Below are 21852 nucleotides of genomic sequence, written 5' to 3'. Positions count from 1 at the left end.
TCCTTGATCAGTCCACGCGTGGCGGGCCGTTCTGGTCGGCGGGCAGCAGCTTGTCCGGGGTGATGGCGATATGTGCGCCATGTTCCAGCTTGATCTGCCCGCCGCTCACCACCTGTTCACCGCGGCTTACGCCCTTGTCGATCAGCACCAGGCCATTGCGCCGTTCGCCGGTTTCGATGAAGCGCCGCTCGGCGACCAGCACCGGCTGGCCCTTGTCGTCTTTTTCCAGGCTGCCATCGGCGGCTTTTTTCTCGGCCACCACGTACAGCGAATTACCGTACAGGGTGTAGGTGATGGCGCTTTCCGGTACCACGACCCTGGGCTGCGGATCGGGCAGCAGCACCTGCAGGCTGGTGAACATGCCCGGCAGCAGCTTGCCGTCGGGGTTGGCCAGGGTGGCGCGGACCTGCACGTTGCGCGTGGTGTCCTCGACCTTGGGGTTGATGGCGCTGATGCTGGCGGTGAACTGTTCCGCCGGATAGGCCGAGACCGTCACGCTGACCGGTTGGCCGAGGGTGATTTTCGGTACCGCCTGTTCCGGGACGAAGAAGTCTACGTACAGGCTGCTGAGGTCCTGCAGGGTGGCGACCACCGTGCCGCTGGCGAGATAGTCGCCGACGTCCACCTGGCGAATGCCGATGGTGCCGCTGAAGGGCGCGAGCATGCGTTTTTTTGCCAGCAAAGCCTTGAGCTGGTTGACCGTGGCCTTGTTCTTTTGCAATTGCGCCGACAGCCGATCGTATTCGCCGCGGGAAATCGCCTGGCTGCCCACCAGCTGGCTGCCGCGGCCGAAGTCCAGTTGGGCCAGGCCCAGGTCGGCCTGGGCGGTTTCCAGCAGGGCGCTTTCCACTTCGCTGTCGAGTTGCAGCAGCGGCTGCCCGGCGGTGACCTTCTGCCCGGACTCGAATTGCAGGGCTTTGACGGTACCGGCCACTTCCAGGCTGAGATCGACCCCTTGCAGGGCCTTGAGCGTACCGACCGTGGGCAGGCGGGCCTGCCACGGCTGTTCGCGTGCCGTGGCCACGGCCACGCTGATCGGCGGCTTGGGTGCCGAGAAAAGCTGGACCTGCTGATAGATGGAGAAGGCCTTGTAGCCTGCCAGCACCAGCACGATCAGCAGGACGACACCTAACATGATGAGCATGCGGCGACGCAGCATATTCCTGTCCCTTGGAAAACGAAGCTGGGAAAACGAAGCAGATAGGCGCTGACATTACTCCGACTTTCCCGGGCCTTCCAGATGACAGTCCGTTCATCCAGGGTCCCGTTTTCCGCTCCTGTGCGGGGGCGGAAAATCAGGCCAGGTGCAAATGGTTGTCCCAGAGCCCTGCCGGCAGATCCAATGGCTTTGCCACAAGTTGTTTCTGGCGACAGTCATAGAAACGGCAACGGCCCTGGCCCGAAGTCACGACGAAACCATCGGCCACCGCACCGACCCCGGCACAGTCCGGCAAGGGAGCGTCCAGGCGCACCTCGGCGCTGTCCAGGTCCCAGATGAAAAAGCGGTTGCCGCGCGGGGCGGTGAGGGCCACCAGGCGCAGTTCGCTGTGCACGGCGACGCTCGCCGTGTAATGCCCCATCGCCTGCAACTGCTGCTCGGCCACCGGGAAGGCCTGGAACGGCTGGCCCGGGCGCTTGATCGCCAGCAGTTGCGAGGACTCGTGGGCGTCGCCCATGAATTGCTGGCCGGTGACGATGGTGCCGTCGCCGGCGATGCCCATGTGGCGCACGCTGTTCATCTGCTGGGGCAGGGTTTCCTTGCTCAGCAGGCTGCCGTCGCGCTGCATCAGCACCAGGCTCGGTTCCATGGCGTCGAGGTTCATCTCGACGCGGCTTTCGGCTTCGGTGCGAATCCCGCCGTTGGCCACCACCAGGGTCTCGCCGTCCGGCATCCACGACACCTGGTGCGGGCCGATGCCGTGGGTCGCGATCTCGCCGCTGTGCACCAGGCGTTCGCCTTCGAAGCGGTACACCCCGAGCAGGCCGCGCCCCGGATCGCGAGTGTCGTTCTCGGTGGCGTACAGCCAGTCGCCGCTCTTGTGGATCACCGCGTGGCCATAGAAATGCCGGTTCGGCTGCGAGGCCAGGGTTTGCAGCAACGCGCCGTCGCGCAGGTCGATCAGGTAGCTTTCAGTGCCCGGGCGGCGGGCGACGAACAGGGCGATCGGCAGCGTCGGGTGATTGACGATGTCATGGCAGCGTTGGCCAACCCGGGTGGCGAACACTGGCGTGCCGTCCAGGCGATAGCCTACGGCGTAGTGCTTGCCGTCGCCGTCATCGCGCGCCGATAGCAGCAGCGGGCCTTGGTCCTTGTGCTTGAACAGCGTCCAGCCACCCAGCGTGACGGCGCTCAGCAGCAGGCTGCCGAGTGCCAAAGCCTGACGTCGCAGCATGATCAGTCACCGTCGTTGGCGTTGAAGCCCAGTTGGATGCCCAGCGCCTTGGCCAGTTCGCCTTCGTGCAGGCGGTGGACGACGTTGAGGCTGTCGTAGATATCGTTCAGTTGCTGGCGGCCGGCATCGTCGGCCAGCAGCTCGGTCAGCGAACGCTGGGTGCTGGCGAACAGTTTCAGCGAAGCGGCGTAGGCGGCGTCGATCTTGTCGGCCAGCGGCTTCTGCTCGGCCGGCAACAGGCCGCGCAGGCCTTTGTTGTCGACCCCGGCCCACACGGTCTGGGCCGCGGCGAGGCTGGCTTCCAGGCTCTGCATGGACGACTGGCTGCGCCAGGCGTCGGCCTGGAACGGCTGCGCAATCCCCTTGCTCTGGCGACCCATCGGCGTGCCGAGCTTCTTCTTCAGGGTGTCCAGCGCCGTGACCTGGACCCGCAGCAGGTCGGCGATGGCCTCATGGGAATCGGCGTAGCGCTGGTTGGGGAACTTGCTCATCTGCGCGAGCATGCCGTCGCTGGTATTCCAGCGCGACAGGATCTCTTCGGCCAGCTGCTTCTGGCGTTCGCCAATGGCGGTCAGCAGCGGGCAGTAGCGGGTTTTCTGCTCGCTGTTCGCCAGGTCGATCTTGCTGTCGAAGAGGATGTATTCGTAGGCCGAGAGGCCTTGCACCACCACGCTGGACTTGGCCAGGGCGGCGGCGTCGATCTGCGGCGTGGCGTTGACCAGCTGTTCGACCTGACGGCCGACCAGGTTTTTCTTGTCCGGCCAGAACTGCACCTGCCAGGAACGGTTGCCCTCGGCCAGCGGACCGATCAGCAAGGGTTGCAGCTCGGCCCAGGCTTTCTGCGCGTGCAGGAAGTCGGCACGGGCGGTGTCCAGGCTTTGCTTGCCTTCACAGAAGGCCAGGGCGCTGATCGCCAGCTGGCGGTCGGCTTCGACCCAGCGGCTGTAGGTCGGCAGGATCACCTGTTTGGCGATGGCCGCCGAGGTTACGGCTTGTGGGTCCTGCGGCGAGCAGGCGCCGAGGGCGAGAGCGGCAAGGCTGGTGAACAACAACTTGGGACGGAACATGTTCGGGCTCCCGTTTCTTGTGGAAAGGCGTTAGAGAGAATTCAGGAATGCCAGCAACGCAGCGCGCTGTTCGGCATTGAAAGATAAAACCTGTTGTTGCGCCGCCTGGGCTTCGCCGCCATGCCAGAGCACGGCTTCGAGCAGGTTGCGGGCGCGGCCGTCATGCAGGAACTGGGTGTGGCCGCTGACCGTTTCCGTCAGGCCGATTCCCCACAGCGGCGGCGTGCGCCAATCGCGGCCACCGGCCTGGAATTCGCTGCGGTTATCGGCCAGGCCCTCGCCCATGTCGTGCAGCAGCAGGTCGCTGTAGGGACGTATCACTTGATTGGCCAGCTCGGGTTCCGCGGCATCGGCGGCGGTGGTGAACTGCGGGGTATGACAGGACTGGCAGCCGGCCTGGTAGAACAGGTTCTTGCCGGCCAGCACCTGTGGCGAGCCCACATCGCGACGCGCCGGCACCCCGAGGTTGCGGCTGTAGAACAGCACCAGGCGCAGGATGTTGTCGCTGACTTCCGGTTCGCCATCCGGCCCGTTGCCGTTGGGGGCTTGCTTGCAGGCGGTCTGGGCGTCGGTGCAGTCGTCGAAGGGTCTCAGGGAGGTGGTCAGACCCATGTCGCCCGAGAACGCATGAACGTTTTGTTGATTGAGGTTGGGTTGTCCGGCTTTCCAGCCAAAACGCCCGAGGACGGTCTTTTGCTGGGCGTCGTCCCAGACCTGGTTTGGCCGCCCGGCGATGCCCTTGTTGGCCTTGGCCTGCGCTTGGGCATTGGCCAGGATCGCCGCCTCGGGGATGGCTTCGAGCAGGCCCAGGCCGATCATCGGCGGCGCCACGCGCGCCGAGAAGCGGGTATCGGGATGCATCGGGCCGTAACCGAGCTGGGTGATCTGCAGCTTGGGCTTGCGCAGCTCGACGGCGGTGCCGTCCTTGAAGCGCACGGTCAACGGTTCGTACTCGACCCGCACTTTGCCTTCCGGGGCGACGCCAGGCACCGCCATGTCCTGGAACTGCCCGCCGTACACCGGCTCGGGGACTATGCCCATTTGCTCGATGGCCTTGGCGTAGGCCGGCTCATTGGGGATCGACAGGCGCACCAGCATCGATACGGCGTTGTTCGAGTCGGGCGTCGGTGGGTGGCCGCGGCCGTCCTTGATATGGCAGTTCTGGCAACCGTTGGTATTGAACAGCGGGCCCAGGCCATCGCGGGCGGTGGTGGTCGAGGGGGCGATCACCCAGGGACTGCGGAAGAAGCTGTTGCCGACGCTGAAGTCCAGGCGCCGGGTGGGCGACAGGTTGGCCGACGGCATGGAAAACGCGTTCTGGTCGCTCCTGCGCACGGTCGCCTCGCCGCCGGAACGCGCTTCGCCCGGCTCGGCCTGGGTAAAACGCGGGGCGTCATCGCAGGCACTCAGGCACAAGGCCATGAACAACGTGGACCAGCGAAGCAGCGACGGGGGCATCGGACATCCTGCAAGACGAGCAAAACAAGGGCGCAAAGTCTAACAGGGCAGGGGAGTTTGAATAAGAGGAATTATCGTTCCGCTTGATGTGGGGCAACGCAAGCGAAGCCTGCCTGTCCCTATCCCCCGGCTCTGGTCTGGTCCTGTAGCCGCTGCCGCAGGCTGCGATCGCCACCGAAGGGGGCGCAGGGTTTCAAGATCGCCGAAGGCCTGCGGCCTTATCGCAGCCTGCGGCAGCGGCTACAGGCCAGGCACAAAAAAGGCGACCCGAAGGTCGCCTTTTTCATTGCCGCAACAGTGATCAGAACTCGTGATCGGCGCTGTCCGGGTTCAGGTCGCTGATGCCCAGCTTGCCTGCGGCCTGCTCGATCGAACCGGTCTGCTTGACCAGCGCGGCGATGGCGTCGCGCACGATCTGGTTGCCCGCGTCGTTGCCGGCGGCGATCAACTGGTCGTAGTGCTCACCCTTGTTGGCGTGATCGACCATGACCTGGATCTTGGCTTCGGTGGCGGCCAGGTCGTTCTTCAGCGCGGTATCGGCGGCCGGGTCGATCTTGGCCACCAGCGACGACAGGCTGGCGCCGGTCAGCTTGGTGCCGTCGACACGGGTGTACTCGCCCAGGTAGACGTTGCGGATGCCCTTGGCGTCGTAGAAGTGCGAATAGTGGGTGTTGTCGCTGAAGCAGTCCTGCTCGTCTTCAGGGGAGTTGGCTTCCAGGGAAACCTTCATGCGCTCGCCCGCCAGTTCGCCCAGGGACAGGCTGCCCATGCCGAAGAGCATTTTGCGCAGGCCGCTTTCAGCCGGTTCGGCTTCCAGGGTGGCGCGGTAGTTGTCGGCCACGTTCGGCTTCCAGTTGCCGACCATTTCTTCCAGGTCGTTGACCAGCAGTTGGGTCACGGCTTTCAGGTAGGCACGGCGACGCTCGTTGTGGCCGCCGGTGGCGCCAGCGCCTTCCAGGTAGTCGGAAGCCGGGCGGTTGCCGGCGCCAGGGCCGGTGCCGTTCAGGTCCTGGCCCCAGAGCAGGAATTCGATGGCGTGGTAGCCGGTGGCGACGTTGGCCTCGGAACCGCCCAGCTCATTGAGGCTGGCGAGTTTTTCCGGGGTGATGTCTTTCACGTCGACCTTGTCTTCGCCGACCTGGACTTCGGTATTGGCGATGATGTTGGCGGTGGCGCCCGGGTTACCCAGCGCGTGCTCGTAGGACTTGTCGACGTAGTCGATCAGGCCTTCGTCCAGTGGCCAGGCGTTCACCTGGCCTTCCCAATCGTCGACGATGGTGTTGCCGAAACGGAACACTTCGCTCTGCAGGTAAGGCACGCGAGCGGCAACCCAGGCAGCCTTGGCGGCTTTCAGGGTGTCGGCGTTGGGTTTGGCGAGGAAAGCGTCGATCGCGGTCTGCAGGGTTTTCGCAGTGGATTCGGCATCGCTGTATACGGCGAAGACCATGTCGGCGTAATGCGCGACGACAGCCTTGGCCGCCGCTTCATCGACCTTGCCTGCCGCAGGAGCGGTGGCCGGGGCTGCGGTGCTGGCGGCTGGAGCAGCGGCTTGAGGCGCGGCAGCCTTGTCTTTGCCTTCGCCGCAACCGGCAAGGGAAATAGCGATGGCCAACAGACTGGCGGTAGCCAGAGGCATACGAATCATGGCGAACATCCTGCTTCGAGAGAGGGGTGGACTGGCGCGAAGGCGCGCAAAACTGCGACATAATGCGAAAGATTTGCATTATGTGTAAAGGGTTGTGCTTGTAAATATTTCCTATTCACAAGGCGATTGCGCTGGATCAGGCTTATGCGCGCAATCGGCTCTTCAGAGGATGGCTGCGTTAGTGCGCTGGGCCTGTTTCAGATAGGCGCTCAGCTCCCGCGCCGGCAGGGGTTTGCTGTAGTGATAACCCTGACCTTCGTGGCAGCCTTCGGAGATGATGTAGGCCTCTTGCTCGGCGGTTTCCACCCCCTCGGCGATCACCTGCATGCCCAGGCTTTTGCCTAGCTGGATGATCGCCCGCACGATGGTCGCGTCGTCGTCGTCATCCAGCAGGTCCTGGACGAAGCTCTTGTCGATCTTGATCTTGTCCAGCGGCAGGCTCTTGAGATAGCTCAGGGACGAATAACCGGTTCCGAAGTCGTCGATGGCGATCAGCGCCCCGGAGCGGCGCAGGCTCAACAGATGCTGGGCGGCGGTGCTGATGTCTTCCATCAGGCCGGTTTCGGTGACTTCCAGTTCCAGGCTGCGCGGCGGCAGGCGATAAATCTGCAGCAGGTTGTTGACCACCCGCGGCAGCTCGGCGTGGTGCAGTTGCACGGTGGACAGGTTGACCGCCATGCGCAGGTCGCTGAAGCCCAGGTCATGCCATTCGCGCAACTGGCGGCAGGCCTGGTCCAGCACCCATTCGCCGATGGCGATGATGGTGCCGTTCTGCTCGGCCAGGGGAATGAACAGGTCCGGCGGGACCAAGCCGTGCTCCGGATGTTGCCAGCGAATCAGCGCCTCGACCCCGACCACTCGATGATCGCGGTAGCTGATCTGCGGCTGGTAGACCAGGTGGAATTGCCCGCGGGCCAGGGCTTCGCGCAAATCCTTTTCCAGTTCGCGGCGCCGGCGCATCTCGCTGTCCACGCTGGCGATATAAAACTGATAGCGGTTGCGCGACCGGCTCTTGGCCAGGGTCATGGTCTGTTCGGCTTTCTGCAGCAGCTTTTCGGTGCTGTCGCCATCTTCCGGGAACAGGGTGATGCCGATGGTGGCGCGCAGGCGAATTTCCTGGTGGTCGAGGGCGAACGGCGCTTCCAGGTCGTCGAGGATGCTTTGCGCCAGTTCGGCGGCTTCGTAGGGCTGTTCGATATCGGCCTGGACCAGGGCGAACTGGTCGCCGCCGAGGCGGGCGAGGGCGCCAAGGCGACCGCTGTGGGCCCGCAGGCGGTCGGCCAGGGCCAGCAGCAACTGGTCGCCGGTCTGGTAGCTGAATTGTTCGTTGATGCCCTTGAAATCATCGAGGCCGACACAGAGCACCGCGACCCGGCGCTGCAGGCGGCCGGCATCGATCAGGATCTTGTCCAGCTGCTGCTGTAATTGCTGGCGATTGGGCAGGCCGGTGAGGAAGTCGTACTGGGCCATGCGCAGCAGGCTGTTTTCCGCTTCATGGCGCAAGTGGGTGTTGCGTTCGATCGACGCCAGCAACTGGTTGGCGGTGTTGATCCAGATCCCCAGCTCGTTTCGCTCGTGGCCCTTGAGCAGCGGTAGCTGGTGCTCGCTGGGGCGGTCCGGGTTGATGGTGGTCAGGTGTTCGATGATGCGCGACAACGGCTTGGTCAACAGCCAGTGATACACCAGGTACAGCACCAGGCCCATGGCCAGGGCGCGCAGCACGCCGGAAATGAAAATGATCACCGAACTGACAATGAACCCCTGGCCGTAGGTGGCTGTGTCGAGGGTGATGCTCAGGTCGCCGTAGTATTCGCTGTAGGGCCCGCGACCCACCAGTTGAGTGGTAAAGGTGCGCTCTCTGCCGAGGATCAGGTCAGTCAGCCAGCGGCTGGGGGCTTGCTGCAGCTCGCGGGTTTTCTCCGCAAGCATGGTTTCGTTGGGATGGCCAATGGAGGCCATGCGCACCGCGTCGTCCTGGAACAGGCCTTCGATGACTTGCATGCCCATCTCGCGGTCCAGGCTGTAGACGGCCTGGGTCGATGGATCGCGAAACATGTCGAGAATGCGCTGGGCATCATTAGCAACCGCCTGCCGTGTCTTGTAGGCATCGAAGACGATTTGTGCGCAGCTTAAAACCACGCCCACTATCAGTGCCGACAGCAGCACAACCCGGAGCAATTTCACCGACAAGCTGTTTTTAAGTTCCAGCTTCAAAGGGTTATTCCTTGTTCCGTGCGTGTAGCGTCAAGTTGCCATGAGTATTGGCAATCCAGTGATGGCAGTCAAAGGGACAATCATGCCCAGGATATTTCGCCTGTAGGCCCGACGGGAATGCCGGAATCCAGCCTATTCGCGCTTATCGGTTATATGTCGGTAGCGAAGTCTTGCAACTTGAGGGGCGAGTGACACTTTTTACCGGGTAAATGTTAGCGCGTCGGGCCGACGCGGCAAGCCGGGCCCGTGCCGGTAAAACGAAAAAACCCGGCAATGCCGGGTTTTTTTGACTGCAAACGGGCTTAGGCGACGAAGGTCTTGCCTTCGAACTGCTCGGCCACGAATTTCCAGTTGACCAGGTTCCAGAACGCTTCCACGTACTTAGGACGCAGGTTGCGGTAGTCGATGTAGTAGGCGTGTTCCCAGACGTCGCAGGTCAGCAGCGGGGTGTCGCCGCTGGTCAGCGGGTTGCCGGCGCCGATGGTGCTGGCCAGGGCCAGGGAACCGTCAGCCTTTTTCACCAGCCAGCCCCAGCCGGAACCGAAGGTGCCGATCGAGGTTTTGCTGAATTCTTCTTTGAATTTGTCGAACGAACCGAAAGCCGCGTTGATGGCTTCAGCCAGCGCGCCGGTTGGTTGACCGCCGGCGTTTGGCGCCAGGCAGTTCCAGTAGAAAGTGTGGTTCCAGACCTGAGCGGCGTTGTTGAAGATACCGCCCGACGAAGACTTCACGATCTCTTCCAGGGTCTTGCCTTCGAACTCGGTGCCTGGCACCAGGTTGTTCAGGTTCACGACATAGGTGTTGTGGTGCTTGTCGTGGTGGTATTCCAGGGTTTCCTTGGAAATGTGCGGCTGCAGGGCATCGTGTGCATAAGGCAGCGGCGGCAATTCGAAAGCCATGATGATTCTCCTAATCAGGTCAGTTGCGGTGAGCGCAAGGCCGATCACGGGCGGCCAGACAAGCGCCGGGGAGTTTGTACTCTTTGCGGCGCAGGGTTCGGATCATAGCACCGGGGGTGCGGCATAACCACGCAACAACTGTGTGGGATAGAGGTTCCAGAGCCTTTTGGAATAAATCATGCGGCAGTGATGAGTTGAATCGCCACGCTGAACATCATCACCGCCACCAGCAGGTCGAGAATGCGCCAGGTGCTCGGCCGTGCCAGCCACGGCGCCAGCCACGCCGCGCCGAGGGCCAGGGTGAAAAACCACAGCAGCGAAGCGCTGGCCGCACCGATCACGTAGGCGCCGGGTTCGGTCTGTTGCGCGCCCAGCGAACCGATCAGCAGCACCGTGTCCAGGTACACATGAGGGTTGAGCAACGTCACCGCCAGCGCACTGAGCAGCACCGCGCGCAGCGAACGCACGGTCTGGTTTTCGCCCTGTTGCAGGCTCTGCCTGGAACAGGCGCGACGCAGGGCCTGGCTGCCGTACCAGATCAGGAACGCGGCGCCGCCCCAGCGGGCCACCGCCAGCAGTGTCGGGCTCTGCGCCAGCACCGTGGCCAGGCCGAATACCCCGGCCGCCACCAGCAAGGCATCGCAGGTCACACACAATACGGCCACCGGCAGGTGGTGTTCGCGTCGCAGGCTCTGGGCCAGGACAAAAGCATTCTGGCTGCCGATCGCCATGATCAGCCCGGCCGCTACCAGCAGCCCGTTAACGTAGCTTTGCCACATGTCGTTTACTCCTTGTCCGCCGCCAGTTGCCGCAGTACGTGCATGGCGCGCTCGGCATCGGCCTTACCGACAAACAAATGGTCGTGGTAGTAACCGGCGATCACGTTGCAACTGATCCCGGCCTTGCCCAGGGCGCTGGCGAACGCGGCGGTGAGGCCGACGGCTTCCAGGGCCGAATGCACGTTCAGGGTGATCCAGGCCGCGACGTAGTCGAAATCCAGCCCCAGCCGCTCGGCTTGCTGGCGTTCGAGGATCACCGTGAGCCCTTCCTGTTCGCGAAAGCTGCCCAGGACCTCGGCGCCTTCGAGCCGCGCTTGGTCGGCGATGGAGCAGAACACGTAGTCACCGTGATTGAGCTGCGGGCTCATGCTGCGCAGCAGGGTATCGAGGGAGGTTTCGCCAGCCATGAAAAAGGTCCTTGAACGAGAAAGCATGCTGGCTATTCTCCGGTTGCAGGCTGTATAAGAAAAACCAATATTGCTGATCGCTCATTAGGAAAGCTGATGTTCGACTATAAGTTGCTTTCCGCCCTGGCCGCGGTCATCGAACAGGCCGGATTCGAGCGCGCCGCGCAGGTGCTGGGGTTATCGCAATCGGCCATTTCCCAGCGGATCAAACTGCTCGAGGCGCGGATCGGCCAGCCGGTGCTGGTGCGGGTCACGCCGCCGGCGCCGACGGAAATCGGCCGGCGCCTGCTCAACCATGTGCAGCAGGTGCGCCTGCTCGAGCGCGACCTGCAGAGCCAGGTGCCGGCGCTGGACGAGGAAGGCTTGCCGGAGCGCCTGCGCATCGCCCTCAACGCCGACAGCCTGGCCACCTGGTGGGCCGAGGCGGTGGGCGATTTCTGCGCCGAGCAGCATCTGCTCCTCGACCTGATCGTCGAAGACCAGACCGTGGGCCTCAAGCGCATGCGCGCCGGGGAAGTCGCGGCCTGTGTCTGCGCCAGCGAGCGGCCGGTGGCGGGGGCCCGCAGCGTGCTGCTGGGCGCCATGCGCTATCGCGCCCTGGCCAGCCCGGCGTTCCTGGCGCGGCATTTCCCCGAGGGGGTGCAAGCCGAGCGCCTGGCCCGCACGCCAGCCCTGGTGTTTGGCCCGGACGATTTCCTGCAGCACCGCTACCTGGCGGCGCTGGGAGTCGATGGCGGGTTCGAGCATCACCTGTGCCCTTCGTCCGAGGGTTTCATTCGCCTGACGGAGGCCGGCCTGGGCTGGGGACTGGTGCCCGAATTGCAGGTGCGCGACCAATTGGCGCGGGGCGAGTTGGTGGAGCTTCTGCCAGATAAGCCGATCGATGTGCCGCTGTACTGGCATCATTGGCGCAATGGTGGCCAACTGCTGGGCCTGCTCACCGAGCACCTGGCGCGTTCTTCGGCGCAATGGCTGGTGCCGTTGGCGTGACACCAGGCGTCAAGACTTCAGGCAATACCCTCACGCAATACAGCGCGACAGGCATGAAACACGAAAGAAATCGGAGCAAGTCATGAAAATTCTGGTCACCGGCGCAAGCGGCTTCATTGGCGGACGCTTCGCGCGTTTCGCCCTTGAGCAGGGCCTGGATGTGCGGGTCAACGGGCGTCGGGCCGAGGGTGTCGAGCATCTGGTGCGGCGCGGGGCCGAGTTCGTCCAGGGTGACTTGAGCGATGCGGACCTGGTGCGCGACCTGTGCCGCGACGTCGATGCGGTGGTGCATTGCGCGGGGGCGGTGGGCCTCTGGGGGCGTTACCAGGATTTCCACCAGGGCAACGTGCTGGTCACCGAAAACGTGGTCGAGGCCTGCCTCAAGCGCCATGTCCGGCGCCTGGTGCACCTGTCGTCGCCATCGATCTATTTCGACGGTCGCGATCACCTGGGCCTGACCGAGGAGCAAGTGCCCAAGCGTTTCAAGCATCCCTATGCCGCCACCAAATACCTGGCGGAGCAGAAGGTCTTCGGCGCCCAGGAATTCGGCCTGGAAGTGCTGGCGCTGCGCCCGCGCTTTGTCACCGGCGCCGGCGACATGAGCATTTTTCCGCGCCTGTTGAAGATGCAGCGCAAGGGCCGTCTGGCGATCATCGGCAACGGCCTGAACAAGGTCGACTTCACCAGTGTGCAGAACCTCAACGAAGCGCTGCTCAGCAGTCTGCTGGCCAGCGGCTCGGCCCTGGGCAAGGCCTATAACATCAGCAACGGCGCGCCGGTGCCGTTGTGGGACGTGGTGAATTATGTGATGCGCCAGATGGGCGTGCCGCAAGTCACGCGCTATCGTTCCTTTGGCCTGGCCTACAGCGTGGCGGCCCTCAACGAGGGCCTGTGCAAGCTCTGGCCGGGGCGTCCGGAGCCGACCTTGTCGCGCCTGGGCATGCAGGTGATGAACAAGAACTTCACCCTGGATATCAGCCGCGCCCGCCATTATCTGGACTACGACCCGAAGGTCAGCCTGTGGACGGCCCTGGATGAGTTCTGCACCTGGTGGAAGGCCCAGGACATAGGCTGAAATAAACACTGAACCGAGTCCGCGGTTCAGGGTCGATGAGGGCGGCGGGTTAGCGGTTTATACTCGCCGCATTCAGCTATCACCGCGGTTTAGAAAGGTTGCCCCATGCGTAACGATGCCAACGACGACTTCGACGATATTCCCAGCCTGCGGGCCGATACCCTCGACGACGACTTCCCGAGCACTGCCGCTGGTCGCGAGCGCACGGCGGTGCATTCGCGCAGCGTGCCGCCAGCCAAGGTCAAGGCGCCGAGTGCCGGACCGCTCTGGGCGCTGGTTGGCGCCTTGTTCTTCGCCTTTATCGGCCTGGCCTGGTGGAGCTTCCAGCAGATCTCGCTGATGGAGCAGCAACTGGTCGCGACCCAGGAGAGTTTCGCCCGCATCAGCGAAGAAGCGGCGGGGCGCCTGCAGGATATTTCCGGCAAGGTGGTGGCCAGCCAGTCCAGCGTCAACAGTGACAGCGAGGCCTTGAAGCTGCAGATCAAGCAGCTCGAAAGCCGCTTGCAGGACCAGGGCAAGCAGCAACAGGGCGTGGCCGGGCAGGCCACGGACCTGGACAAGCGCCTGGCCCAGATGACCGCGCAAGCTGCCGAGCAGCAGGCCGCCAATAGCCAGTTGCAGGCCCAGGTGAAAACCTTGGGCAGCGAGCTGGCCGCGCTGAAAAGCACGCCGGCCGACACCAGCAAGGTCGACGACCAGTTCAAGAGCCTGAACGCCGAGATCGCCGCCTTGAAAAAACAGGGCAACCCGAACGCGGCCATCGAGCGCCTGGAGCAGGACATGATCGTGCTCAAGAGCCAGCAGGACAACCGTCCCGCCGCGGCCCAGGGTGGCACCAACACCGCCGAGTTCGACGCCTTCCGCGGCCAGGTCACCCGCAACATCAATACCCTGCAGAGCCAGATCCGGAATCTGCAACAGCAGCTCAATAGCCGCCCCTGACCTTGGCGACCTTCCCGCGCGTGGCGGGGGAAGGTCGCGCTTGATTCCCTTCGCCCCCCGCTTCGCTGAATACTCGACCATATCCCGCAGCCGTCTACGCTCTTGAAACACTAACAAGAACGAGGGACGCGCAATGAGGGGATTGCTCAAAGCCACGGTGCTGGGATGGTTGCTGGTGTTTTGTGGCGGCCAGGCCCAGGCGACAGACGATGCCACGGCGGCCAAGGCGCTGCTGGAAAAGGCCCTGGCCTACTACCACGAGCACGGTGACAAGGCCTTTGCCGCGTTCAGCCGGCAGGGCGAGTTTGTCGATAAGGACCGTTATGTGTTTGTGGTCGACACCAAGGGGGTGATGCTGGCCAGTGGCGGACCATCGTCGGCGCTGATTGGCCGCGATGTTTCCGAGGTGCTCGGGCCGGATCTGCAAAAGGCCTTCAAGGACGCGCTGAAGATTCCCGAGGGCAATGGCATCCAGCAAGCCGAATACCGCTGGCAGAACTGGGCCGACGGCAAGGTCGAGCGCAAGCATGTGTATTACCAGCGGGTTGGCGAGCGGATCCTGGCGGTCGGCTATTACCTGCCGCGGGCCTCCGCCGAGCAGGCCAAGGCCTTGCTGGACAAGGCGGCGACCGAGCTGGTCAAGGACGAAAAAGGCACGCTGATGGCGATCAACTCGCTCAAGGGCGGCTTCCTGCAGGACGACCTGTATGTGTTCGTGGTCGACCTGGACACCCGGCGCTACGTCGCGCACGGAACCACGCTGCGGCTGATCAATACCGATTTCGGCAAGGTCAAGGACCCGGATGGCAAGCCGGTGGGCGAGCCAATCCTGGCGCTGATGGCCACCCAGGATCAGGGCGAATATGAATACCGCTGGAAAAATCCGGTAACGGCCAAGGTGGAAGACAAGCACGCCTATCTGCGCAAGGTCGGGCACTTCCTGGTGGCGGTGGGGTATTACAGTCCGTGAAGCGGTAATCCGCGAAGCAGTCGGCGAAGGCCGGTCGCCAGCCCGCTCACCTGTAAGAGCTGGCTGGCGATAGCGTTATCTGGCCTTGTCTTCACGCCCGCGCAGCAGCGTATTGGGCATGGCCAGCGCCGCCGCCAGCCCGAGCAGCGACACCGCCGCGCTGGCCATCAGCAAGTGTTCGAAGGTCCGCAGCAGCTCGGCGCGCAACGCGCCCTGTTCCGGGCCGGGGGCGGCGTTGAGGCCGTCGAGCAGCACATTGCCCGACTGGCCTTCGCCAATCAGCGCCGAACCGCTCAACTGGGCGAAGCTGGAGTCCTGCAACAGCGCCAGCAGCAGCGCCGACATCAAGGCCACGCCCACCGCGCCGCCCAGGGAGCGGAACAGGTTGGTGGTGCTGGTGGCGACCCCGATATCCCGTTGTTCCACCGAGTTCTGGCTGCCCACCAGCGAAGTCGGGAACTGCATGCCGGAGGCAATCCCGCCGAACAACATGAACACACTGCCCAGCAGCACCGCCTGGGGCGGGCTGAAAGCCATGCCGAGAATGGCCAGCGGCATCAGCAGCGCGCCGCTGAGGATCATCGGTTTATAGCGGCCGGTCACCGAGGTCATGCGCCCGGCGAAGTAGGCGCCCATCGGCAGGCCGATGGCCAGTGGCAGCAGGTGCAACGCCGCGCTGTCGGCGCCGGCGCCGGTAACGCTCTGAAAGCGCAACGGCATCAGCACCGTCAGCGAGATGGCCTGGAAGCTGGTGAAGAACACCGTGCACCAGCACAGCATGGCATTGCGGTTGGCGAACAGATGCATGGGCAGCAGCGGTTCCTCGGTGCGCCGCTCATGCCCGGCGAACAGGGCCAGGGCGATGACGGCAGCGGTCAGCAGGCCCAGCACCTCCTTGCTGCGCCAGGCGTGACCCTGGCCGAACTGGGTGATGGCCAGCAGCAGGGCGGTCAGGCCGACGATCATCAACAGCGTGCCGAGGTAGTCGATGATCGGCTTGCGCTGCGGCACCGGCAGCCCGCGCAGGTTGCGCCTGGCCACCAGCCAGGCGCCCAGGCCCAGGGGCAGGTTGATCAGGAACACCCAGCGCCAGGACAGGTACTCGGTCATGTAGCCGCCAAGCACCGGACCGGCGACGCTGGCCGCCGCGTACATGCTGCTGAAGTAGCCCTGGTAACGCCCGCGCTCGCGAGGCGGGACGATGTCGCCGATGATCGCCTGGCTGACCGAAATCATTCCGCCGGCGCCGATGCCCTGGAAGATTCGCGCCAGGACCAGTTGCTCCATGTTCTGCGCCATGCCGCAGAACAGCGACGCCAGGGTGAACAGGCCCATGCCGAACAGCATCAGCTTGCGCCGCCCGTAGAGGTCGCCGAGCTTGCCGTAGATCGGCACCGACACGGTCATGGCCACCATGTAGCCGGAAATCACCCAGGCCAGCAGGCTGACGTCCTTGAACTGCGCGGAGATGGCGGGCATGGAGACCGCGACGATGGTCTGGTCCAGGGCGCCGAGGAAGATCGCCAGCATCAGGGCGATCAGGACGCTGCGAAGAGCCGGTTGGGGCTGGCCAGGCTGGTTGGGATTGGACACGAAATAACCTGCGGGCAGTGAATGACCCGCAGGAGGCAAGGCGAGCGGGAATGCTCGCCAGTTTACTCGATAGGCTCCTACTCGATAGCCTCGTAAGGAAGCCCGACGTAATTTTCCGCGATGGTCTTGCGCCCGGCCTCGGAGTCGACGAAGTACGCCAGCTCCGACTCGGCGATGCGCTGGCTGAAGTCGTCGGAGTCGGCAAAACGATGCAGCATCGCGGTCATCCACCAGGAGAAACGCTCGGCCTTCCAGATGCGCCGCAGGCAGATTTGCGAATACTTTTGCAGCAGGTCGGTGCGTTGCTCGCGGTAGACCTTGAGCAGGATGTTGAACAGCGTGCTGACATCGCTGGCCGCCAGGTTCAGGCCCTTGGCCCCGGTGGGCGGCACGATGTGCGCGGCGTCGCCGACCAGGAACATTCGCCCGTATTGCATCGGCTCGACCACGAAGCTGCGCAGCGGCGCGATGCTTTTCTCGATCGAGGGGCCGGTCACCAGGCGCTCGGCCAGATCCTCGGGCAGGCGCTGCTTGAGCTCGTCCCAGAAGCGTTGGTCGGACCAGTCGGCGACATTTTCCTCCGCCGGTACCTGCAGGTAATAGCGGGTGCGGGTGGTTGACCGCATGCTGCACAGGGCAAAGCCGCGCTCGTGGCGGGCGTACACCAGTTCGTCATGCACCGACGGGGTGTCGGCGAGGATGCCGAGCCAGCCGAACGGGTAGACGCGCTCGAACACCTTGAGCTTGTCGGCCGGGATCGACTGCCGGGCGACCCCGTGGAAACCGTCGCAGCCGGCGATGTAATCGCAGTCCAGGCGATGAGGCTCGCCCTGGTAGTCGAAAGTCAGGTAGGGCTGGTCGCTCTGCATCTCGTGGGGGCGCACGTTGTCGGCCTGGTACAGGGTCCGGGCGCCGACGGCCTGGCGGGCCTGCATCAGGTCGCGGGTGACTTCGGTCTGGCCGTAGATCATCACGCTCTTGCCGCCAGTGAGTGCATGCAGGTCGATGGCCACCCGGCGGCCGTCGAGGGCCAGTTCGAAGCCGCCGTGCACCAGCCCTTCGCGGTCCATGCGCTGGCTCACCCCGGCCTGGCGCAGCAGGTCGACCATGCCTTGTTCCAGCACCCCGGCGCGGATGCGTCCGAGGACGTAATCCGGGGTTTGCCGTTCGAGGATCAGGGTATCGATACCGGCCTTGTGCAGCAGTTGGCCGAGCAGCAGGCCGGACGGGCCGGCGCCAATGATGGCGACTTGAGTTTTCAGGGTTTTCATTGTTCTTATGGCTCGCAAGCTTCAGGCGAACAGGTTCGCTGAGTGATTTTTATGTTTCGAGTGCCTGCATTTTTCACTTGTGATGCTGTCAGTTGAAGGTGAAAACTGAGCCGATACCTGTTCATTTCACCAATCGGTGCGATTATCGCCCGTCACCCAGAGGCCTGGATGCAGTTATGAATAAGCCTGCCTTGCCTTCAATTCCGGTGTTCAAACTCTATGGGGAAAGCCTGGACTGGCCGACGCCGGACCTGCTGCACTGCGAAACCATTTCCAAGCGCAGCCGCGAGCATCATTGGGAAATCAAGCCGCATCGGCATGCCGACCTCTGCCAACTGCTGTTCGTGCATCGCGGCCAGGCCGAGCTTGAGATCGAAGGCCAGCGCACGCTGCTGGGGGAGTCGGCGCTGCAGATCCTGCCGGCCCTGTCGGTGCATGGCTTTCGTTTTTCCGAAGACATCGACGGTTATGTGGTGACCCTGGCGGCGCCCTTGGTGGCCCATCTGCAAGCCCAGCTGGGGCACTCGGTGAATGCCCTGGCGGTGGCCGAAAGCTACCCGGCGGGCGCCGACGGCGACTACCTGAACAGCCTGTTCGCCGCGTTGCAGAACGAATACCAGGGGCGTGAGCCGGCGCGGGAAATGCTCATGCATTCGCTGGTCAGCGTGATCATGGTGTGGGTCAGCCGCCAGGCGATCCGGCGCCGCAGCGCCAGCCAGCGACCGCAGCGGGCGCGGGAATATTTCAATGGGTATATCCAGCTGGTGGAAGCCCACTATCGCGAGCATGTGAAGGTCGAGGATTTGGCGCACAAGCTGGGAATTTCCGTTTCCCACCTCAACGGCACTTGCCGCGAACTGGCGGGCCAGCCGGCCCTGCAGATCATGCATGAGCGCCAGTTGCTGGAGGCCAAGCGCCTGCTGACCTATACCAGCATGACCATCTACGAGATTTCCGACACCCTGGGGTTTTCCGACCCCACCAACTTCACGCGGCTGTTCCGCCGCCGGGTCGGGATCTCGCCCAAGGCCTTTCGCGACCGCTTGAAGGCCGATCACGAACAGTGACGCCGCGCGCCTGCATCATTTCAGGGAGTTGAGAGTTGCGTTGTGCGGGATGCACTGGTCGACGTTGCAGCTGGCATAGACCCGTGGCTGCTGCCGGGCCTGCTCGACGCGATAGGCGGCTGTCCCATAGAGGGCCAGGGTCGCGGTGCAGGTGACGAAAATGGCCAGGTATCTTCTTGTTTTGATGTTCATGGCAATCACCTCTGAACGAGTACCCAGCGCGTGCGGGTTACTGTTATCAGCATAGATCAGCCATAGGGATCGGCCACGCCGCTTGCCTGCTCGCAAGCCTGCGTGTTGACGAGGCATTCAGCGGTTTGATCGGGCCTTAAAGGCCCTTGTCCCACTCCGGTGTCTCGGGGAAACGCTGCACCAGGAAATCCAGCATGCTGCGCAGCGCCGCCGGCATGTGTTTGCGCGAGGCGTAGACCGCGTACATGTTCATTTGCCGGGGTTCTGCGTGGGGCAGCAGGCGCACCAGTTCGCCGCTGTGGATATGCACGCCGGCCTGGTAGCTGGGCAGCATTGCCACGCCGGCCCCGGCCATGGTCGCGCGCAACAGGGTGCTGGCTTCATTGGCGCTGATATTGCCCTGCACCGGGACCGAAACCTGTTCGCCGTCCTGCTCGAAATGCCACAGGCTCTTGCCGAAATAGGAGTGGGTCAGGCAGTTGTGCTGGCTGAGCTCCTCGACGCGTTGCGGCGTCGGGTGGTCTTGCAGGTAGGCCGGCGAGGCGCAGATCACCGAGCGGCACACCGTCAGCCGCCGGGCGATCAGGTTCGGGTCCAGGTCGTTGCTGGTGCGGATCGCCAGGTCGATGCGCTCGTCCACCAGGTTCACCGTGCGGTCGAGCATCTGCAGGTCGATGCTGACGCCGGGGTAACGCTTGACGTAGCTGGCCATGGCATCGGCCAACTGCGCCTGGCCGAACGAGGTGCTGACACTGATGCGCAGCAAACCGCGTGGCGCGTCGTCCGGTTCGCTGACGGCGGCCTGCATGTCCGTCGACAAATCGAGCATCTGCCGGCAGCGGGGCAGGATCTCCGTGCCCGCGGCGGTCAGGCTCAGCTTGCGGGTGGTGCGGTGCATCAGCCGGGCGCCGACCCAATCCTCCAGTTCCGCCAGATAGCGCGACACCACCGGCCGCGAGAGGTCCAGATGGTCGGCCGCGGCTGATTGGCTGCCGAGATCGACCACGGTGACGAAGACACGCATTGCTTGGAGACGATCCATGATTTGCCCGCTTTCAGAAACAAACTATGTCCAAGCATCGCATTTTTTGTAACGAGTGCGGCAACTAAGCTTCATGCCCATCGCCACTTACGCCTGGCCATTTTCGGCCTACAGACATCGGAGCTGCACATGATCGGATTCACCTCACTCAAGCGCCTGCTGCTGGCCACCGCCACCCTGGGTTTCGCCGCCCATGCCGCCGCCGTCGAGCCGGCCCTGAGCCTGGATGTGTACAACCCGGGCGCCGCGGCGATCTTCCCGGTGACTTCGGTGCTGGTCAGTGGCCAGAAAGAAGCAATCCTGGTGGACGCGCAATTCGGCAAGTCCCAGGCCGAGCAACTGGTGGAAAAGATCCGCGCCAGCGGCAAGCAACTGACCACCATCTACATCAGCCACGGTGACCCGGACTACTACTTCGGCCTCGACACCATCACCCAGGCCTTCCCCAAGGCCAAGGTCGTGGCATCGCAGCCGACCGTCGAGCACATCAAGGCCACGGTCGACGGCAAGCTCGCATTCTGGGGCCCGAAAATGGGCGCCGACGTTCCGGCCAAGACCATTGTGCCGGGCGTGCTCAAGGGTCACAGCCTGACCCTGGAAGGGCAGAAGCTGGACATCATCGGCCTGGACGGCAAGCAACCGGATCGTACCTTCGTCTGGATCCCGTCGATCAAGGCGGTGGTCGGTGGCGTGGTGGTCGCGGAAAACATCCATGTGTGGATGGCCGACACCCAGACCGCGCAATCCCACAAGGACTGGCTGACCACCCTGGACGCCATCGCCGCGCTGAAACCCCAGACTGTGGTGCCTGGCCATTACCTCGGCGAAAGCGCCCGCTCGCTGGCGGCCGTGCATTTCACCGCCGATTACATCAAGGCCTTCGACGAAGAAACCGCCAAGGCCAAGGATTCCGCCGAACTGATCGCAGCGATGAAAAAGCGTTACCCGGACCTGGGCGAAGACAGCTCCCTGGAGCTGAGCGCCAAGGTCGCCAAGGGCGAAATGAAGTGGTGAATCGAGTGCTCCCGCGCCTGGCGCAGGGGCATTCCCTGCAAAGCTTTGTGTCACTTATCTGAACTGGAGAACTGTCATGAGCAAGATCGCAATCATTGGTGCCACCGGCCGGGCCGGTAGCCAACTGCTGGAAGAAGCCCTGCGTCGCGGCCATAGCGTCACCGCGATTGTCCGCAACCCGGCGAGCCTCGGCGAGCGTGCCGGCGTGGTGAGCAAGGCGGTCGACGTACTGGATAGCGCGGCGTTGCAGGCGGCGATCGCCGGGCACGATGCGGTGATCAGCGCGGCGCACTTTTCCACCATCGCGCCCAAGGCCGTGATCGAGCCGGTGAAGAAGGCCGGGGTCAAGCGCCTGCTGGTGGTGGGCGGTGCCGGTTCGTTGCTGTTGCCCGACGGTAGCCGGGTGATCGACGCGGCTGGCTTCCCGGCTGAATACAAGGCCGAAGCCAGTGCCGGGAGTGTGTTCCTCGATACCCTGCGCCAGGAAAAAGAGCTGGACTGGACCTTCCTGTCGCCATCGGCGGAATTCGTCGAAGGCGAGCGCCGCGGGCAGTTCCGCCTGGGCCAGGACCATCTGCTGGTGAGCGCCGAGGGCAAGAGCTGGATCACCTTCGCCGACTTCGCCATCGCTATGATCGACGAGCTGGAAACACCGAAGCATTCCCGCCAGCGTTTCACAGTCGGCTACTGAGCCTGTAGCTGCTGCCGAAGGCTGCGATCGAGCGCGTAGCGGTCGTCGTCCAGTCAACTCGTTATGCCTGCAAGAACGGGGTGTCTGGTTTTACGACTGCTGCGCAGCCGATCGCAGGCTGCGCCAGCGGCTACGGCGACCTT

Annotated in this window: 19 protein-coding genes and 1 pseudogene; 7 read left to right on the top strand and 13 right to left on the bottom strand. The window is 63.7% G+C overall.

Features of this window, described 5'->3' with window-relative positions:
* Positions 1-7: 7 nt before the first annotated feature.
* The 9 genes and pseudogenes from BLV20_RS13660 to BLV20_RS13620 all read right to left on the bottom strand — a co-directional run bounded on the left by BLV20_RS13660 (position 8) and on the right by BLV20_RS13620 (position 10862).
* Positions 8-1159 (bottom strand): efflux RND transporter periplasmic adaptor subunit, encoded by a 1152-nt coding sequence (locus tag BLV20_RS13660; RefSeq protein WP_092302259.1) that lies wholly within the window; start codon positions 1157-1159, stop codon positions 8-10.
* 136 nt (positions 1160-1295) lie between these two features.
* Positions 1296-2393 carry a DUF1513 domain-containing protein gene (locus BLV20_RS13655; RefSeq protein WP_092302257.1) on the bottom strand — a complete coding sequence of 366 codons (1098 nt, stop codon included), beginning with the start codon at positions 2391-2393 and terminating at the stop codon, positions 1296-1298.
* A gap of 2 nt (positions 2394-2395) precedes the next feature.
* The gene (locus BLV20_RS13650; protein ID WP_092302255.1) at positions 2396-3460 is read right to left on the bottom strand and encodes an imelysin family protein; all 1065 of its coding nucleotides are present in this window, start codon (positions 3458-3460) and stop codon (positions 2396-2398) included.
* Between the two features lie 30 nt (positions 3461-3490).
* A complete protein-coding gene (locus BLV20_RS13645) occupies positions 3491-4918 on the bottom strand; it encodes a di-heme oxidoreductase family protein (protein WP_092302253.1) in 1428 nt (475 codons plus the stop codon).
* A gap of 301 nt (positions 4919-5219) precedes the next feature.
* The gene (locus tag BLV20_RS13640; protein WP_092302251.1) at positions 5220-6563 is read right to left on the bottom strand and encodes an imelysin family protein; all 1344 of its coding nucleotides are present in this window, start codon (positions 6561-6563) and stop codon (positions 5220-5222) included.
* A gap of 155 nt (positions 6564-6718) precedes the next feature.
* Positions 6719-8777, bottom strand: a pseudogene (locus BLV20_RS13635) (putative bifunctional diguanylate cyclase/phosphodiesterase); the annotation flags it as partial.
* Positions 8778-9079: 302 nt separating this feature from the next.
* Complete coding sequence (locus BLV20_RS13630; protein WP_092302247.1) at positions 9080-9676, bottom strand: superoxide dismutase; 597 nt, start codon at positions 9674-9676, stop codon at positions 9080-9082.
* A gap of 176 nt (positions 9677-9852) precedes the next feature.
* Positions 9853-10455: a LysE/ArgO family amino acid transporter gene (locus BLV20_RS13625; RefSeq protein ID WP_092302245.1), complete on the bottom strand. Its 603-nt coding sequence runs from the start codon at positions 10453-10455 to the stop codon at positions 9853-9855.
* 5 nt (positions 10456-10460) lie between these two features.
* Entirely contained in the window at positions 10461-10862 is a 402-nt protein-coding gene (locus BLV20_RS13620; protein ID WP_092302243.1) for an ACT domain-containing protein, read from the bottom strand.
* Between the two features lie 96 nt (positions 10863-10958).
* Between BLV20_RS13620 and BLV20_RS13615 the strand changes: the two genes are divergently transcribed.
* From BLV20_RS13615 to BLV20_RS13600, 4 genes are all read left to right on the top strand, one after another.
* Positions 10959-11852, top strand: coding sequence for a LysR family transcriptional regulator ArgP (locus BLV20_RS13615; protein ID WP_092302241.1), 894 nt, complete (start codon positions 10959-10961; stop codon positions 11850-11852).
* Positions 11853-11934: 82 nt separating this feature from the next.
* On the top strand, positions 11935-12927 hold the full coding sequence (locus BLV20_RS13610) for an NAD-dependent epimerase/dehydratase family protein (protein ID WP_092302239.1): 993 nt from the start codon (positions 11935-11937) through the stop codon (positions 12925-12927).
* 105 nt (positions 12928-13032) lie between these two features.
* The gene (locus tag BLV20_RS13605) at positions 13033-13869 is read left to right on the top strand and encodes an ATPase (RefSeq protein WP_092302237.1); all 837 of its coding nucleotides are present in this window, start codon (positions 13033-13035) and stop codon (positions 13867-13869) included.
* Between the two features lie 133 nt (positions 13870-14002).
* Positions 14003-14839 carry a cache domain-containing protein gene (locus BLV20_RS13600; RefSeq protein ID WP_092302235.1) on the top strand — a complete coding sequence of 279 codons (837 nt, stop codon included), beginning with the start codon at positions 14003-14005 and terminating at the stop codon, positions 14837-14839.
* Positions 14840-14914: 75 nt separating this feature from the next.
* Here BLV20_RS13600 and BLV20_RS13595 read toward each other — a convergent pair whose 3' ends face one another.
* Positions 14915-16432, bottom strand: coding sequence for an MDR family MFS transporter (locus BLV20_RS13595; RefSeq protein ID WP_092302233.1), 1518 nt, complete (start codon positions 16430-16432; stop codon positions 14915-14917).
* Positions 16433-16509: 77 nt separating this feature from the next.
* Positions 16510-17694, bottom strand: coding sequence for a 4-hydroxybenzoate 3-monooxygenase (pobA, locus tag BLV20_RS13590; protein WP_175540197.1), 1185 nt, complete (start codon positions 17692-17694; stop codon positions 16510-16512).
* 185 nt (positions 17695-17879) lie between these two features.
* Here pobA and BLV20_RS13585 point away from each other — a divergent pair, with 185 nt between their 5' ends.
* Positions 17880-18770 carry a helix-turn-helix domain-containing protein gene (locus tag BLV20_RS13585; protein ID WP_092302229.1) on the top strand — a complete coding sequence of 297 codons (891 nt, stop codon included), beginning with the start codon at positions 17880-17882 and terminating at the stop codon, positions 18768-18770.
* Positions 18771-18785: 15 nt separating this feature from the next.
* Here the strand turns inward: BLV20_RS13585 and BLV20_RS31375 are convergent, their stop codons facing one another.
* Positions 18786-18962 (bottom strand): hypothetical protein, encoded by a 177-nt coding sequence (locus BLV20_RS31375; RefSeq protein WP_007929787.1) that lies wholly within the window; start codon positions 18960-18962, stop codon positions 18786-18788.
* A 136-nt stretch (positions 18963-19098) separates the two neighbouring features.
* Positions 19099-20004 (bottom strand): LysR family transcriptional regulator, encoded by a 906-nt coding sequence (locus tag BLV20_RS13580; protein ID WP_092302227.1) that lies wholly within the window; start codon positions 20002-20004, stop codon positions 19099-19101.
* Positions 20005-20133: 129 nt separating this feature from the next.
* On the opposite strand from BLV20_RS13580, the gene BLV20_RS13575 reads away from it, so the two are divergent.
* Both BLV20_RS13575 and BLV20_RS13570 read left to right on the top strand, forming a co-directional pair.
* The gene (locus BLV20_RS13575) at positions 20134-21018 is read left to right on the top strand and encodes an MBL fold metallo-hydrolase (protein WP_092302225.1); all 885 of its coding nucleotides are present in this window, start codon (positions 20134-20136) and stop codon (positions 21016-21018) included.
* A gap of 76 nt (positions 21019-21094) precedes the next feature.
* A complete protein-coding gene (locus BLV20_RS13570) occupies positions 21095-21709 on the top strand; it encodes an NAD(P)-dependent oxidoreductase (RefSeq protein ID WP_092302223.1) in 615 nt (204 codons plus the stop codon).
* The last annotated feature ends 143 nt before the right edge of the window (positions 21710-21852 follow it).

The sequence above is a fragment of the Pseudomonas sp. NFIX28 genome (genome assembly GCF_900107395.1).
In the GTDB taxonomy this organism is placed as follows: Bacteria; Pseudomonadota; Gammaproteobacteria; order Pseudomonadales; family Pseudomonadaceae; genus Aquipseudomonas.
Note: the sequence above shows the minus strand (reverse complement) of the source record. Positions and strands in the feature narration are given on the sequence as shown.